Here is a 14,298-nt window from a genome sequence, read left to right as displayed (position 1 = left end):
CCGAGTACACAAGTTGCGAATCCCAATAGACTGCGGCCATGTCGCTGTCGTACTCCGAGACGCTCGACGCCGTCGCGCAATCGCATGCCCGCGTCGTGTCGGCACTGTCGAATCTGACCGACGATGAGGCGCGGTCACCGTCGCTGCTGCCCGGGTGGTCCCGCGGCCATGTCGCCACGCATATCAGTCGCAACGCCGATGCATTGCACCGGTTCGTCGTCGGTGTGCTCACCGGCGTGCCGGGTGAGATGTACCCGGGTGGCCCGGATGCGCGGGCCGCCGCCATCGAGGAGGGGGCGGACCGGCCGGCCGCGCTGCTCGCCGCCGATTACGCCTTCGCCGGATCTCGGGTGGTCCGCGAACTCGGCGAGATCACCGAGGACCTGTTCGATACCCCGATCGCGTGGCGGATGCCCATCGTCGCGCGGGACCTGCCGGTGCTGCGCTGGCGCGAACTCGAAATCCACCACGTCGACCTCGGACTGGGCTACACCCCCGACGACTGGCCTGCCGACTTCGTCGCGTCCACCCTCGAATCACAGCTTCCGCGCCTGGCTGCGGCGGCGCCCTACGTCTCCGTGCCGGACCTTCCCGACGCGCAGGTGCTCGCCTGGTTGATCGGTCGGCCGCAGTCGCCCGGCCTGCCCGAGCTACCCGCGTGGCCGTTCTGATCTACGCCGACGGTGTTCGCGAAACTCATTGGCATGACGGCGAATAGCGGCAGCAACTCACCCGTCGGGGTACGCCTACTCCGGTGCGAGGAATGCCGCGAGTGCGTCGGTATAGGCGCGAACATCGCTGGCGCCCATCAACTCTCGGGCCGAGTGCATCGCGAGCTGGGCGGCGCCGACGTCGACCGTCGACATTCCAGTGCGCGCCGCGGTGAGTGGACCGATGGTGGACCCGCACGGGAGATCGGCGCGGTGCACGTACCGCTGCAACGGCACGCCGGCCTGATCGCACGCCATCGCGAAAGCAGCCGCACCCACCGCATCCGTGGCGTAGCGCAGGTTCTGGTTGACCTTCAGCACCGGCCCGCCGTTGACCTCGATTCGGTGCGCGGGTTCGTGCCGCTCCGGGTAATTGGGATGGGTCGCGTGGGCCATGTCGCCCGACGCACAGATCGAATCGGCCATCGTGCGCAGGAAGTCCTCTCGGCCACCGCCGCGGGCGAGCACGATTCGCTCCAGCACCGTGCTGAGCAGATCCGATTGGGCGCCACGATCCGAGGTGCTGCCCACCTCTTCGTGATCGAAGAGGGCAAGGACCGGAACGCGATCGGTCGGCCGGTCCGCTGCCGAGATCAACGCCTGCGTGCCCGCGTAACACGTCCCCTGGTTGTCCAGGCGCGGCGCGCTGACGAGCTCACCGTCGACGCCGACCACGCCGCTCGGCGCGAGGTCGTGCGTCATCAGCTCCCAGCCCAGCACCTCCTCGGGGTCGACGCCGGCCTCGGCCGCGATGAACTGGACGAACGAGCGCGGCGACGTGCCCACTCCCCACACCGCGTTGAGGTGCCGCTGCGGATCCAGCTGCACGCCCTTGCGGTCCTCGGACAGGTGGATCGCGAGCTGCGGCACCCGCAGAATCGGCCGGTCGACGCGGATCAGTTGGTGCCGGGCACCTTTCGCATGCCGCGTGGCGATCCGGCCGGACAGCCCAAGATCGCGATCCAGCCAGGAGTTCAGCCACGCCCCGCCGTACGGCTCCAGCCCGACCAGCTGCCAGCCCGCGACCGACAGATCCGGATGCTGTTTGACGCGAAGGTTCGGGCTGTCGGTATGCCCGCCGACGACGCGGAACGGCAGGGGCGACCCGCCCGCGACACTCCACGCCACCAGCGAACCGCCGCGCAGCACGTAGTAGCGACCCGGTTCGGCCGGCCACGCATCACGCTCGGCGAGCCGAACGAAGCCGTGCGCCGCGAGTTCAGCGGCGACGGTCGCGCAGACGTGGAAGGGCGATGGGGAGGAATCCACGAAGCGGCACAACAGCTCCGCACTGGCATCGGTGCGTCCGGACGGGCTCATGCCGGGATCCTAGGCGCTGCGCGGGTGTGGGCGTTGCTCGGTCAGCCGCGCGCGGGTGCGGGAGCCGACCGGGCTGCAGTGGCCGACACCTGCTGCAGCAACTCGACCAGTTCGTTGACGCGCTCATCGCCGAGTTGGGCCCGCAGCTGCTGCTCGACGGCGAGCTCGGCGTCGTTCGCCTCGTCCACCAGGGCATGGCCGCTCGGGCTGAGCATGACGATCACCTGCCGGCGATCCTCCGCGGAGACCCCGCGCACGACCAGCCCGCGCGTGACGAGCAGATCGATCGAGCGGGTGGCCGAACTCGCGGGCAATTCGGTGCGCCGGGCCAACTCGCTCATCGTGATGCCACCGACGATCGACAGACTCGCCAGCACACTCCAGTGGTCCGTGGTGATCCCGCGGTTGCGCAGCACGGCGTCCAACCGGTGCACCCAGCAACGGTCTGCGCTTCGCAGCGCCCGACTCAGCGAATTCCTGCTGCCAATGATCATCCGGCCAACTCCCGCCGCTGGGATTGTCTGCCAAAAGGATACAAGCCGTTGCAGTGCAATTTGAATCGATTGCGTCAAACCCGTTATTCGCGTCGTTTACCGCCGCCGCATACCCCGTAGGCAATCCGGCAAACATCGGCGTCGTACCGCCGCGGCGGGTCTAACGTGATTTGGTGAACCACCCATGTGGAGGGAGACCCATCATGTCCACACCGATCACCGATCACACCTACGCCCCTGGCCGCGACGGATTCAATTCGTTGCGCGCGGGCGGACTCAATTGGGATTCGTTTCCACTGCGCCTGTTCAGTAAGGGCAATGCGAAATTCTGGAATCCAGCCGATCTCGATTTCAGCGCCGAAGCTGCCGATTGGGAACGGTTGAACAGCGAACAACAACGCAGCACTACGTACCTTTGTGCCCAGTTCATTGCCGGGGAAGAGGCTGTCACACAAGATATTCGGCCGTTCATGGACGCAATGGCCGCGGAGGGCAGATTCGGCGACGAGCTGTACCTGACCCAGTTCTGCTTCGAGGAGGCCAAGCACACCCAGGTGTTCCGGCTCTGGATGGACGCCGTCGGTCTCACCGACGACCTGCATCCATTCGTCGCGGAGAATCCGTACTACCGCCAGCTGTTCTACGAGGAGCTACCCGGGTCGCTGCACGAGTTGGCCACCGACCCCAGCCCGGCCACGCAGGTCCGGGCCAGCGTCACCTACAACCACGTCATCGAAGGCAGCCTCGCGCTCACCGGCTACTACGCCTGGCAGAAGGTCTGCACGCAGGAAGGCATCTTCCCCGGCATGCAGGAACTGGTGAAGCGGATCGGCGACGACGAGCGCAGGCACATGGCGTGGGGGACGTTCACCTGTCGCCGTCATGTCGCCGCCGACGACCGCAACTGGGACGTGGTGCAACAGCGAATGACCGAACTGATGCCGTTGGCGCTGGGCATGATCGAGTGGGTCAACAACCGTTTCGAGAAGAACCCGTTCGGCATCGACGACAAGGAGTATCTCGTCTACGCGGCCGATCGCGCACAGCGCCGCCTATCCGCGATCGAGTCGGCACGTGGACGCCCGATCGCCGAAATCGACCTGGACTACTCGCCGGAGACACTGGAAGAACGGTTCGGCCAGGAGGACGCCGAGGCGATGCGAGTGGCGGCGGGCTGAGCCGAAAAACCAACCGCCGGTATATTTTTCGCCTACCGCTCGCGAGCGTCAGACCGCGATGACTGCGTCGAGCACGGACAGGAACATGCCGAGCCCGTCGTCGCTCGGTCCGGTCAGCGCCTCGGTGGCGTGCTCTGGGTGCGGCATCAGACCGACCACTCGACCGTTCGCCGAGCTGACACCCGCGATGCCGCGCTGCGACCCGTTCGGGTTGTCGCCGGCGTAGCGGAACACGACGCGGCCCTCGCCCTCGAGCTCGTCGAGCACCTGTGTCGATGCCTGGTAGCGGCCCTCGCCGGACTTGAGCGGGACGAGAATCTCCGCGCCCGCGTCGTACCGGCTCGACCATGCGGTGGTGTTCGCCTCGACACGCAGCCACTGGTCGCGGCAGATGAAGTGCAGCCCCTCGTTGCGGGTCAGCGCGCCCGGTAGCAGCCCGGCCTCGCAGAGCACCTGAAAGCCGTTGCAGATGCCGAGCACCGGCAGGCCCTTGTTCGCGGCGGCGACCACCTCACCCATCACCGGCGCGAATCGGGCGATCGCGCCGCAGCGCAGATAGTCGCCGTAGGAGAAGCCGCCCGGCACGATGACCGCGTCGACGCCCTTGAGGTCCGCGTCGCCGTGCCACAGCGCAACCGCCTCGCCGCCGGCAAGCTTGACCGCGCGTGCGGCGTCGATGTCGTCGAGCGTGCCGGGGAAGGTGATGACACCGATCCGTGCGCCAGCCGTCTGGGAGCTCACAGGCGGGTGACCTTCCACTCCTCGATCACCGTGTTGCACAGCAACGATTCGGCGATCTGCTCGAGCTGGGCGTCGTCGACGTCGTCGGCGATTTCGAGCTCGAAACGCTTGCCCTGCCGGACATCGGAGACGCCGGCGAAGCCCAACCGCGGCAGCGCACCGACAATCGCCTGGCCCTGCGGGTCGAGAATTTCCGGCTTGGGCATGACGTCGACCACGACTCGAGCCACGGGCTTGCTCCTTGTTGTTCGTCGGTGTGGTGCAGCGGGTTGTGTTCGGCGATGTGGGTTCGCACACCGCGACACCGCGGCGACCACGAAGTTTACCGCCTCCCGCACGGAGCCGATCCGCCGTGCGCATACTGGCGGTATGCGACTCGCGCACTTCAAGCATTCCTGCCTGCTCGCCGAACTGCACGACACCCGGATCCTGTTCGACCCCGGCGCTTTTTCGCACGGCTTCGAAGGACTGACCGGGCTCGACGCGATCTTCATCACACATCAGCATCCCGACCACGTCGACACCGCGCGCCTGCCCGCGCTCATCGACGCCAACCCCGGCGCCGCGCTCTACGCGGACCCGCAGACCGCCGCACAACTCGGCGATCCGTGGACGCCCGTTCATGCCGGCAACGTCTTCGAGGTCGGCAATGTGCAGGTGACCGGCGGCGGGGGCAGGCACGCGGTGATCCACCCCGACCTGCCCGTCATCGACAACACCGTCTACCTGCTCGGCACGCCCGAGCAGCCCGCCCAACTCGTGCACCCGGGCGACTCGCTGTGGGTGCCGTCCGTGCCGGTGGACGTGCTCGCGATTCCTGCGGTCGCGCCGTGGATGAAGGTCAGCGAGGCCGTCGACTACCTGCGCGCCGTGCGACCGCGCCTTGCCGTGCCGATCCACCAGGAAGTGGCCTCGGAGAACGGGCGCGGCATCTACTACTCCCGGCTGTCCGAGATGGCCCACGACGGCACGGACTTCCGGGTGCTGCCGGAGGAGGACGGCGTCGAGGTCGCGTGATCCTCGAACACGCACTGCTCGACGTGAAGTCCGGTCGCGAGCAGGAATTCGAGGCGGCATTCGACCGAGCCAAGGCAATCATCTCGCGGATGCCCGGATTCGGGCGGTTGACCCTGTCGCGGTGCATCGAGGGTCCGAGCACCTACCTTCTGCTCGTGGAATGGGACCGGCTCGAAGACCACACCGAAGGATTCCGCGGGTCGGCGCAGTACGAGCAGTGGCGAAAACTTCTGCACGACTTCTACGACCCGTTTCCTACGGTGCAGCACTTCGAGGAGGTCGGGCGGGCGGGCCCGGCATTGGGCTAGCGACACACTCCCGAGCCGTCCCACATTATGGATGGAAGATCCGTTGCGTTCAGCGGAGTGAACGGAAGCGTTCACTCCGCTGAACGCACCAAAAGTTCCATTCACAATGTGGGACGGCAGCGAGCGCGGTTCGCAGCTGGCCGAGACGGTGACAGCATTGGGCTGGCGACGCACCCCTGCCCACTTTCGACGGGATCCCGTCGATTCGAGCACCGAGTGCGCCGAGGGGCCGAGGCGCGCCACCGGTAATCTCCCCGTCATGGAACCCGTCACCGAGTCCGAAGTGCGGGCCTCGTTCGTCAACTGCTCGAAGGGCGACGCGAAACGACTGCCCGTCCCCCGCGACTTGGACAATCGCCCCTGGGACGATCTGGACTTCCTCGGCTGGAGCGACCCATCCTTCGCTGGGCGCTGCTACCTCGTCTTTCCTACCGACGACCGGCTGATCGGGATCGCGCTGCGCCATGAATCCAACGCATCGGTTCGCGCGCAGATGTGCTCGATCTGTATGACCACGCACAGCCGGGGCGGAGTTGCGCTGATGACCGCGCGCAAGGTGGGTGAATCGGGACGCCGAGGCAACACGATAGGCATCTACATTTGCGCCGATCTCGCCTGCTCGCTCTATGCGCGGCGCAAGAAAACGCCCTCGCTCGGTAACCAGTACCGCGAGGATCTCACCGCCGACGAGCGGAGCGAGCGGGTTCGCGACAACATCGCCGCCTTCATCGCACGACTCGGCGACTGAGTAAGTGAGTGCGTCGCCGGTTGGGGGTCAACGGCGGCGGGTTCCGTCGATACTCGCGATCAGCGTGGTGAACCAGTCGGCCACGGTCGTCCGGGTTGCGGGCTCGATGGTGAGCGTGTCGGTTCTGCGGGTGAGGTACCGGCCGTCGCCCGCGAAATCGGCCCACTGGAAGCCGCGCATGTCACGATTCGCGCGCGCATCCACCGCGACCCCGGGGGCCGCGACAACCTCGCCTGCGGAGATTCGGGGTCGGTTGAGAAACCTCGAAACCCGTTCACGCGCAGGAGAAATTTTCACATCGGCCAAGAAACGATCGCCTTCACCGCGGCGAAGCTCGGCCTCTTGCACCGAGAATCCGCGCTGACGTCCGGGCTCGCGGCTCGGCAGTGCGGCGGCGAGCAGGTCGGGCAATTGCGCGGCAGGCGCCGCGGTCAGCACGATGTCGCCGCCGATGTCCTCGGCGGGACCCGGCTCCTGAACGGCGATCGTCGCGAGCCCGCCGGATACCCCCGCGTTGACTCGAACCACCGACTCGCCGGGTTGGCCGAGGTTGTCGAGGCCGTACGCAGCGACCCACAGCGACGTGTCCGCGATTGTCGCCACCGCGCGGTGCAACGTCTCATCAAGGTAGGTCTGCAGACCCTGTGCCGCCGCCCGCCGCTGGCGTTGGTAGTCGACCGCGGATTCGATGGGCGAGCGGTATTGCAGCGGGTAGGGCAACCGATCGCGCCCGAATTGTTCCCACAGGATCTCGAATTCGAGCGCAGCGAGCCGCCAGGTCCGGGTGCTCACCCGCCGATGACCGGCGGCGCGACCTTGGGCATCTCGCCGATGAGGTCGTTGGCGTTGTCGACGTTCACGAGGTAGTCGGGGGTCTTGTGCTCGGTGTCGGTTTCACCGCGCCCGCGCGAGCCGTGTGGCGCCATGCCGCCCATGCCGGGAGCGCCCGGGCGGCCGGCGGCGGCCACACCCGATGCCGCGTTTCCGCCCGCACCTGCTCCGGCAACTCCCGCACCGAGCGCGCCCGGTGTCGCCAAGCCCGCACCGCCGGCCGATCCACCCGCTGCCGCCCCGGCTCCGCCCGCTCTCGCGCTGCCGAGTCCCGGGCCCAGAATCCCGGACGCGCCTGCGCCTGTTCCGCCCCCAGCAGAGGCGGCACGGGTGGCGGCGTCGCTCGAAGTCGCGACGGGGTTGGCGGTTGAAGTTGCGCCCGATCCGTCCGCACCGGTCGATGTGTTGGCCGGATTCGTCTGTCCCGCAGACGGATCAAAGCTCGCAGGGCTGACAGCGCTCGGATTGGTCTGGGACGCATCGGTTCCGGTCGGGGATCCCGTTCCGATGCCGTTGTTGCCGAAGCCCGTCGTGGCGCCGCCCGTCCCCGGTGTGTTCCAGGACGCAGTGGTGCCGCCGCCGCCGTAGCCGGATTGCGTGGTCGGACTGTTGCCCGGTGTTCCGGCGCTGGTGGGATCGAACGGTGGTGGCAGGACCGGGATTTGCGAGGACGCCTGCATGACGACCGGCGCATACTCGGTCTTCATGATCTGCGCCGCCTCCTGACGGCCTTCCTCCGACTTGTGGAACTGCTCCATCACCCCGCCGACCGGGTTCAAACTGAAGACACTGCTGCGGAGCGCACCGAGGACGCTGCCACTTTCGGGTTCCGGCATCCGCAGCTTGGCCTGATTGATACCCGTCTGACCCTCGTTGATCTTGTTCGCGATCAGGCGGGCGGCGGATTCGAGCTGGCACGTGGCGGTGGAGTATTGGGTGACGGCGGCTTGCGCACGCGTTGCTGCAGTGCCCTCCCAGCCGCCCGAAATCACCGAGGCGATCCTGCCGTTGAACTCGGCGACACTGACTTTCAAGGTGTCTGCGGTCTTGGTCCAGGCCTCGGCGTCCTGGATCATCGTGGCCGGTTGCGTGGAGTCAATGGCGGCTTTAATCGCGGGATGCGACATACCGTCGAAGTTCTCCATCACCATCTGCACCGGAGCGTCGTAGTGTCCACCGAACTCTCGCTGCTCCCGCTCGCGTTCGGCATAAAGATCGTCGCGTCGAGCGTTCCCGTCCTGCTGGACCTGCCGGTCACGTGCCCAGCCCAGCGGATCGGTATCAGTCGTGAGACCGATACCCTGCAGTCCGAGGCGGGTGACGGCGCTCGCCGAGTTGACGAAGTCCGAAGTCGCGTCGCCGACATCGTCGGCTATGGAACGCACACCGCTCGCGACCAGGTCGAATCCCGGGAACCCCATGCCCACTCCCCCTCAGTAGTAGTAAGTCTCAGTGACCCGGATCGACCGCGGACAGATTCGCCGCGCTGGTTGCATCGGCGGATTGATACGCCTTGCCGGCCTTCTCGAATAGATCGCGCATCTGGTTGACGGTCTCGATGTGCTGATTGATGACCTGCTCGAAGCCGTTGTCGCCAATCGCCTTCTGCTCGAAGATGCCGCCGAGTGTCTGCGCCGACCCGAGGATGCCGTATGCCGATACCGTCGTCATAGAACGCGCTTGTCGCTGAATTTCGACCAGTTTGTCGGCGAAATCCTGACACGAGGCCACGCATTGTTCGGCTACTCCCGATTCCAGGTACAACTGCCCTTCTGTGGCTGCAGTCGCCAGTTGCGCGAACACATTCATTGGTGCCGTCATGTCGTATTCCCCTCGGTCAGGTTCAGCGTGGGCACGTCCGACTAGCTGGGAACCCGGCCATCGAGCACATTCGCAATCTCCACCGCACGCCCGCACGGATCCGCTACAGGATTCGGCCGGCTAGTCCTCTGCTCGACCCGCACCAACAGGGCCCCGTCCGATGACCCCATGGCTACGTCACAGTATTCGTCACTCGTCGGACCGGACTCGTGATAGGTGAAGGCCTCCCGGGAACCCACCTGCACCGGAACCTGATCGACGTTGCGGGGATTCTTCTGCACCTGCTCCATCGACAGATTCGATTGGAACAATGTGAGCAAGAAGTTGCTCGCGTCCCAACCGCATACGTTCCATCCAGCTCGGTCGGCACCGACGATCCCCGGCTTGGCAGTCGCCGGATCCACTCCCACACCCCGCAGCGCATCCTCGGGCAGCGTGCACGGATCGAACGCCGGCTCGGCCACCCCGCTCGTCGTGGTCGGCGACCCCTCGACCGACTCCGACCCACACCCAGCCACCGTGACCAGCGCAAAAGCGGCCACGGCAGGTGCCAACCAGCGAATACTCAATGCCATCCCAATCCGAAGCGAACGTGAAGCTACCTATTCAGACGCAGCCCGCCGCCGCTCGGTTCCAGCGCCAGCTGTCCGAACTCGCAACCACGTCACAATCGCGCGGCCACCGCCCGGCCCGCCGCCCTGCCGGAGAAGATGCAGCCACCGAGGAAGGTGCCTTCCAGGGAGCGGTAGCCGTGCACGCCGCCGCCACCGAAGCCGGCGACCTCACCCGCGGCATACAGGCCTTCGAACGGGGTGTCATCGGGCCGGCGGACCTGTGAGTTCAGGTCGGTCTCGATGCCGCCGAGCGTCTTTCGGGTCAGCAGGTGCAGCCGCACCGCGATCAACGGTCCGGCCTTGGGGTCGAGCAGCTTGTGCGGACTGGCGACCCGAACGAGCTTGTCCGCCAAGTATTCTCGCGCGCCGTGGATCGCGGTGACCTGCATGTCCTTGCTATATTTGTTGTCCATTTCGCGGTCGCGGGCCACCACCTCTGCGCGCACCTGCTCGTGGTCGAGCAGATCCTCGCCCGTGAGCTTGTTCATCTTCGCGACCAGATCGCCGAGATCGTCGGAGACGAGGAAGTCCACGCCCTTCTGCTTGAACGCCTCCACCGGCCCGGGCGCGCCCTTGCGCACCCGCTGCAACAGCATGCGGATATCGCGTCCGGTGAGATCCGGGTTCTGCTCCTGGCCGGAAAGCCCGAACTCCTTCTCGATGATCTTCTGATCCAGAATGAACCACGTGTAGTCGTAGCCGGTCTTGACGATGTACTCCATCGTGCCGAGCGTGTCGAAGCCCGGAAACAGCGGCACCGGAAGCCTTTTCCCGGTCGCATCGAGCCACAGCGACGACGGGCCCGGCACGATGCGGATGCCGTGGTTCGGCCACACCGGGTCGTAGTTGGTGATGCCTTCGGTGTAGTGCCACATCCGGTCCCGGTTCACCAGGCTTGCGCCGGCCTGCTCGGAGATCGCTAGCATCCGTCCGTCCACGTGCGCGGGCACGCCGGCGAGCATGTTCGTGGGCGGGCGCCCCATCCGCTGCGGCCAGTTTTCCCGAATCAAGTCGAAGTTGTGGCCGATTCCGCCGGACGTGACAATCACCGCCTGCGCCGCGAACTCGAATTCACCGACGATCTCGCGCGACGAGGCGACACCGCGAGCCGCGTCGGACGGCTCGAGCACCGTGCCCCGTACGCCGGTGGCGGCGCCGTCGGTCAGGACGATCTCGTCGACGCGATGCCGGTGCGCGAACCGGACCAGCCCGCGCTCCACGCCCACCTGGACGCGCCGCTCGAAGATCTCGACCAGTCCCGGCCCAGTGCCCCAGGTGATGTGGAAGCGCGGCACCGAGTTGCCCGGCCCGTACGCCCCGTAGCCACCGCGCTCGGCCCACATGACTACCGGGAACAACTTCAGCCCTTGCTGCGCGAGCCACGGATACTTTTCGCCGGCTGCGAATTCGACGTAGGCCTGTGCCCATTTGCGCGGCCAGCGGTCTTCCCGCTCGCGGTCGAACCCCGCATTGCCGAGCCAGTCCTGCAGCGCCAGTTCATAGGAGTCCTTGATACCGAGGCGCCGCTGCATCGGGCTGTCCACGAGGAGCAGCCCGCCGAACGACCAGAAGGCTTGTCCACCAATGTTGTTGGCATTTTCCTGGTCGACGACGATCACGCGGCGGCCCGCGTCGACCAGTTCGGCGGTGGCGACCAGCCCGGCCAGTCCTGCTCCCACGACGATGGCGTCGGCAACTTCGCTCATGCAGCACACCGTAGCGCGCAGCCGCGCGCCGCCGTCGGTAGATCGATCGCGTCGCTAAGCGACCCGGGAGACCCCCGGTCGGGTCAACCGATACACCTCGGGATGGGCACCGTGGTGCAGCGCGATATCCACCGCGTCCAGCATCGACTGCCGCGGCCCGGACGCGTCGAGCAGCTTCGCCGAGACCGACAACCGCAGCACGCCGCCGCGCCGCGCGATCCGTTCCGCGCCGAGCACCACCATGTGGCACCACCAGGGTTCGGTTCGGAATCCGGCACCGATACCGAGCACGCGCGCCTTCACTATCGTGTTCGCGTCCAGATCGTGTATACCGTTCGCCAGCGCGGCGAGCCGGAAGCCCGCCCCCGGCAGCGCGGCCATCGCGCCCGCCGAGGCCGCCCAGCGTGGCGGCGCGAACAGCCGGGTCCGCAGGCCGGTCTGCTCCATCACCCGGTCGGCGGCGGTGAGCCGCAGCATCGCCTCGTGCTGGGGCAGCGCGGCAAACTCGGCGCGCCGCCGCTTGGTGGCCGCCTGGTCGTAGCCGTGCAGCACGATCGCGTCGCCGGCCGCGCGACGGGACCGCAACCACTGCTGCGATTCCTCGTCGCGCGCGAGCCGGTACTTGTCCTTCATCCGCGGCGCGACAAGCAGCGACAGCGGCACTTTGCGCGCATCCATCTCCGCCGCGAAGTCCGCTGCCGCTTCGAGCCTGGTCTCCTTGATCCCCGCTACCGACACGATCAGCACACCGGTCATGGCGTCACCATCGCACCGCGAGGTGTACGCACCGTTACGGTGCGCCGAAGGTCGGACGTCTACTTCGGAAGCGCGGCCTCGATCGCCTCGATAACCTCGGGGGCGTCCGGCACGGTGCGCGGCCGGAAGCGATTCGCGACCTTGCCGTCCGGGGTGATGAGGAACTTCTCGAAGTTCCACTGCACGTCGCCCGCGTCGCCGCCGGCGTCCGGGGTCTGGGTCAGCTCGGTGTAGAGCGGGTGGCGGTTCTCGCCGTTGACATCGGTCTTGGCCAGCAGCGGGAAGGTGACGCCGTAGGTGGTCGAGCAGAACTCCTGGATCTCCTCGGCGGTGCCCGGCTCCTGACCCATGAACTGGTTGGACGGCACGCCGATCACGGTGAGCCCCTTGTCCGCGTAGTCGCGGGCGAGCTGCTCGAGCGCGGTGTACTGCGGGGTGAGGCCACACTTGGAGGCCACGTTCACCACCAGCACCGCGCGTCCGTCGTACTCGCCGAGCGAGGTCGGGTCGCCACCGAGGGTTTCCAGCTGAATGTTCTGCAGATCCGTCATGGCGTCGAACCTACCGAAACAAGCGATGCGGGCACGAGGGTTGACCTCGTGCCCGCACCTAACCTGCGCGACGTGCGCTAGGTCAGGACCGGATCGCGGCGATGCGCCGAGTTCGAGTCGGACGGCTCGTCCGACGGCACAGACTGTGCCCGGTGGTCCTCGGGCAGGTCGTCATCGATCATGTTCTCCTCGTCGAACGGCCGCTTGCCGTCGAGCGTCTGCTTCACCGTGTCGGTGTCGACGCTCTTGGTCCAGCTGCCGACCAGCACCGTGGCCACGGCATTGCCGGAGAAGTTGGTCACCGCGCGAGCCTCGGACATGAACCGGTCGATGCCGACGATCAGGCCGACGCCGTCGAGCAACTCCGGCCGGTGGCTCTGCAGGCCGCCGGCGAGGGTGGCCAGGCCCGCGCCGCTGACGCCCGCAGCGCCCTTGGACGCGACGATCATGAACGCCAGCAGCCCGATCTGCTGCGGCAGCGACATCGGCATGCCCATCGCGTCGGAGATGAAGATCGAGGCCATCGTCAGGTAGATCGCGGTGCCGTCCAGGTTGAACGAGTAGCCGGTGGGCACGACGATGCCGACGGTGGTGCGCTCCACGCCCGCATGCTCCATTTTCGCGATCAGCCGCGGCAGTGCCGACTCGGACGAGGATGTCGCGACGATCAGCAGGTATTCCCGCGCCAGGTAGCGGACGAGCTTGAAGATCGAGACCCCCGAGACCAGCTTCAGCAGGGTGCCGAGCACCACGAAGACGAAGATCGCGCAGGTGATGTAGAAGGCGAGCATCAGGATGCCGAGTTGCTTGACCGCCTCGAGTCCGGTCTGCCCCACCACGCCCGCCATGGCACCGAACGCGCCGATCGGGGCGAGCCATAGGATCATCGACAACACCCGGAACACGAGCTTCTGCAGCATTCCGACCCCGCGCAGGATCGGCTCACCACTGCGGCCCATCGCCTGCAACGCGAAGCCGACCAGCAGCGCGACGAACAGTGTCTGGAGCACGTTGCCCTCGGTCAGCGCCGACAACATCGAAGTGGGCACGATGCCCTGGAAGAAGTCCATGGCGCCGCCCGCACCGTGCGCCTTCTCGGCGTACTGGGCGCCTGCGCCGGAGTTGGCGGCGATATCCATTCCGGATCCCGGCTGCAGCAGGTTGCCCACCACCAGGCCGATACCGAGCGCGATCGTCGACATCCCGACGAAATAGGCCAGTGCGATACCGCCGACCTTGCCGACGCTGGCCGCGGCCTTCACCGAGCCGATGCCGAGCACGATCGTGCAGAAGATGACGGGCGAGATCATCATCTTGATCAGGCTGACGAAGATGGTGCCGAGAACGGCGAGGTCCTTCCCCAGTTCGGGGGCGAGCCAGCCGACCAAAACGCCGGCAACGACCGCGATGATCACCGCGATATAGAGCCAGTGGGTTCGATCGTGACGTTTGGCCGGTGCGTCGGCCGTGGTCGGTGCGGTCATTGCCGTTCCTTTCGGATAT

Annotated in this window: 17 protein-coding genes; 5 read left to right on the top strand and 12 right to left on the bottom strand. The window is 66.8% G+C overall.

Translation table 11 applies throughout. The annotated features are described in order from the left end of the window. Window positions 1-38 precede the first annotated feature (38 nt). Window positions 39-671, top strand: a complete 633-nt coding sequence (locus OG921_RS09540) for a maleylpyruvate isomerase family mycothiol-dependent enzyme (RefSeq protein ID WP_266112144.1) — start codon at window positions 39-41, stop codon at window positions 669-671. A 75-nt stretch (window positions 672-746) separates the two neighbouring features. On the opposite strand, the gene OG921_RS09535 is transcribed toward OG921_RS09540, so the two are convergent. Beyond that, window positions 747-2,030, bottom strand: coding sequence for a M18 family aminopeptidase (locus OG921_RS09535; RefSeq protein WP_266112143.1), 1,284 nt, complete (start codon window positions 2,028-2,030; stop codon window positions 747-749). A gap of 41 nt (window positions 2,031-2,071) precedes the next feature. Further along, window positions 2,072-2,464: a MarR family winged helix-turn-helix transcriptional regulator gene (locus tag OG921_RS09530; protein ID WP_266112142.1), complete on the bottom strand. Its 393-nt coding sequence runs from the start codon at window positions 2,462-2,464 to the stop codon at window positions 2,072-2,074. Between the two features lie 263 nt (window positions 2,465-2,727). On the opposite strand from OG921_RS09530, the gene OG921_RS09525 reads away from it, so the two are divergent. Next, window positions 2,728-3,702: a R2-like ligand-binding oxidase gene (locus OG921_RS09525; protein ID WP_266112141.1), complete on the top strand. Its 975-nt coding sequence runs from the start codon at window positions 2,728-2,730 to the stop codon at window positions 3,700-3,702. A 48-nt stretch (window positions 3,703-3,750) separates the two neighbouring features. On the opposite strand, the gene purQ is transcribed toward OG921_RS09525, so the two are convergent. After that, a complete protein-coding gene (purQ, locus tag OG921_RS09520; RefSeq protein ID WP_266112140.1) occupies window positions 3,751-4,443 on the bottom strand; it encodes a phosphoribosylformylglycinamidine synthase subunit PurQ in 693 nt (230 codons plus the stop codon). Beyond that, window positions 4,440-4,673, bottom strand: a complete 234-nt coding sequence (purS, locus tag OG921_RS09515; protein WP_266112139.1) for a phosphoribosylformylglycinamidine synthase subunit PurS — start codon at window positions 4,671-4,673, stop codon at window positions 4,440-4,442. The genes purQ and purS overlap by 4 nt, the downstream gene beginning before the upstream one ends. 139 nt (window positions 4,674-4,812) lie before the next feature. Between purS and OG921_RS09510 the strand changes: the two genes are divergently transcribed. From OG921_RS09510 to OG921_RS09500, 3 genes are all read left to right on the top strand, one after another. Continuing rightward, on the top strand, window positions 4,813-5,460 hold the full coding sequence (locus OG921_RS09510) for an MBL fold metallo-hydrolase (RefSeq protein WP_266112138.1): 648 nt from the start codon (window positions 4,813-4,815) through the stop codon (window positions 5,458-5,460). Further along, a complete protein-coding gene (locus OG921_RS09505) occupies window positions 5,457-5,768 on the top strand; it encodes an antibiotic biosynthesis monooxygenase (protein ID WP_266112137.1) in 312 nt (103 codons plus the stop codon). Before OG921_RS09510 ends, OG921_RS09505 begins: the two co-directional genes overlap by 4 nt. 259 nt (window positions 5,769-6,027) lie before the next feature. Next, the gene (locus tag OG921_RS09500) at window positions 6,028-6,516 is read left to right on the top strand and encodes an FBP domain-containing protein (RefSeq protein ID WP_266112136.1); all 489 of its coding nucleotides are present in this window, start codon (window positions 6,028-6,030) and stop codon (window positions 6,514-6,516) included. A 27-nt stretch (window positions 6,517-6,543) separates the two neighbouring features. Here the strand turns inward: OG921_RS09500 and OG921_RS09495 are convergent, their stop codons facing one another. The 8 genes from OG921_RS09495 to OG921_RS09460 all read right to left on the bottom strand — a co-directional run bounded on the left by OG921_RS09495 (window position 6,544) and on the right by OG921_RS09460 (window position 14,279). After that, on the bottom strand, window positions 6,544-7,308 hold the full coding sequence (locus OG921_RS09495) for an ESX secretion-associated protein EspG (protein WP_266112135.1): 765 nt from the start codon (window positions 7,306-7,308) through the stop codon (window positions 6,544-6,546). Further along, the gene (locus OG921_RS09490; RefSeq protein ID WP_266112134.1) at window positions 7,305-8,768 is read right to left on the bottom strand and encodes a PPE domain-containing protein; all 1,464 of its coding nucleotides are present in this window, start codon (window positions 8,766-8,768) and stop codon (window positions 7,305-7,307) included. Before OG921_RS09490 ends, OG921_RS09495 begins: the two co-directional genes overlap by 4 nt. A 28-nt stretch (window positions 8,769-8,796) precedes the next feature. Then, entirely contained in the window at window positions 8,797-9,156 is a 360-nt protein-coding gene (locus tag OG921_RS09485) for a hypothetical protein (RefSeq protein WP_266112133.1), read from the bottom strand. 53 nt (window positions 9,157-9,209) lie between these two features. After that, the gene (locus OG921_RS09480) at window positions 9,210-9,743 is read right to left on the bottom strand and encodes a DUF3558 domain-containing protein (RefSeq protein ID WP_266112132.1); all 534 of its coding nucleotides are present in this window, start codon (window positions 9,741-9,743) and stop codon (window positions 9,210-9,212) included. Window positions 9,744-9,832: 89 nt separating this feature from the next. Continuing rightward, window positions 9,833-11,488, bottom strand: a complete 1,656-nt coding sequence (locus OG921_RS09475) for an FAD-binding dehydrogenase (RefSeq protein WP_266112131.1) — start codon at window positions 11,486-11,488, stop codon at window positions 9,833-9,835. Between the two features lie 54 nt (window positions 11,489-11,542). Further along, entirely contained in the window at window positions 11,543-12,244 is a 702-nt protein-coding gene (locus tag OG921_RS09470; protein ID WP_266112130.1) for a DUF2334 domain-containing protein, read from the bottom strand. Window positions 12,245-12,303: 59 nt separating this feature from the next. Then, on the bottom strand, window positions 12,304-12,795 hold the full coding sequence (locus tag OG921_RS09465) for a glutathione peroxidase (RefSeq protein WP_266112129.1): 492 nt from the start codon (window positions 12,793-12,795) through the stop codon (window positions 12,304-12,306). Between the two features lie 77 nt (window positions 12,796-12,872). Then, window positions 12,873-14,279: a cation:dicarboxylase symporter family transporter gene (locus OG921_RS09460; RefSeq protein WP_266112128.1), complete on the bottom strand. Its 1,407-nt coding sequence runs from the start codon at window positions 14,277-14,279 to the stop codon at window positions 12,873-12,875. Window positions 14,280-14,298 lie beyond the last annotated feature (19 nt).

It is taken from the genome of Aldersonia sp. NBC_00410 (assembly GCF_026342035.1).
Taxonomy (GTDB): Bacteria; Actinomycetota; Actinomycetes; order Mycobacteriales; family Mycobacteriaceae; genus Aldersonia.
The sequence above is the reverse complement of the archived record's forward strand: the minus strand, read 5'-3'. Positions and strand labels throughout refer to the sequence as shown.

Bases quoted from the DNA above. Each gene is read 5' to 3' on its own strand.
- OG921_RS09485 (WP_266112133.1), bottom strand. From the start codon at position 9,156: ATGAATGTGTTCGCGCAACTGGCGACTGCAGCCACAGAAGGGCAGTTG.
- OG921_RS09500 (WP_266112136.1), top strand. From the start codon at position 6,028: ATGGAACCCGTCACCGAGTCCGAAGTGCGGGCCTCGTTCGTCAACTGC.
- OG921_RS09525 (WP_266112141.1), top strand. From the start codon at position 2,728: ATGTCCACACCGATCACCGATCACACCTACGCCCCTGGCCGCGACGGA.
- OG921_RS09470 (WP_266112130.1), bottom strand. From the start codon at position 12,244: ATGACCGGTGTGCTGATCGTGTCGGTAGCGGGGATCAAGGAGACCAGG.
- OG921_RS09535 (WP_266112143.1), bottom strand. From the start codon at position 2,030: ATGAGCCCGTCCGGACGCACCGATGCCAGTGCGGAGCTGTTGTGCCGC.
- OG921_RS09540 (WP_266112144.1), top strand. From the start codon at position 39: ATGTCGCTGTCGTACTCCGAGACGCTCGACGCCGTCGCGCAATCGCAT.
- OG921_RS09465 (WP_266112129.1), bottom strand. From the start codon at position 12,795: ATGACGGATCTGCAGAACATTCAGCTGGAAACCCTCGGTGGCGACCCG.
- OG921_RS09510 (WP_266112138.1), top strand. From the start codon at position 4,813: ATGCGACTCGCGCACTTCAAGCATTCCTGCCTGCTCGCCGAACTGCAC.
- OG921_RS09480 (WP_266112132.1), bottom strand. From the start codon at position 9,743: ATGGCATTGAGTATTCGCTGGTTGGCACCTGCCGTGGCCGCTTTTGCG.
- OG921_RS09460 (WP_266112128.1), bottom strand. From the start codon at position 14,279: ATGACCGCACCGACCACGGCCGACGCACCGGCCAAACGTCACGATCGA.
- OG921_RS09490 (WP_266112134.1), bottom strand. From the start codon at position 8,768: ATGGGGTTCCCGGGATTCGACCTGGTCGCGAGCGGTGTGCGTTCCATA.
- OG921_RS09475 (WP_266112131.1), bottom strand. From the start codon at position 11,488: ATGAGCGAAGTTGCCGACGCCATCGTCGTGGGAGCAGGACTGGCCGGG.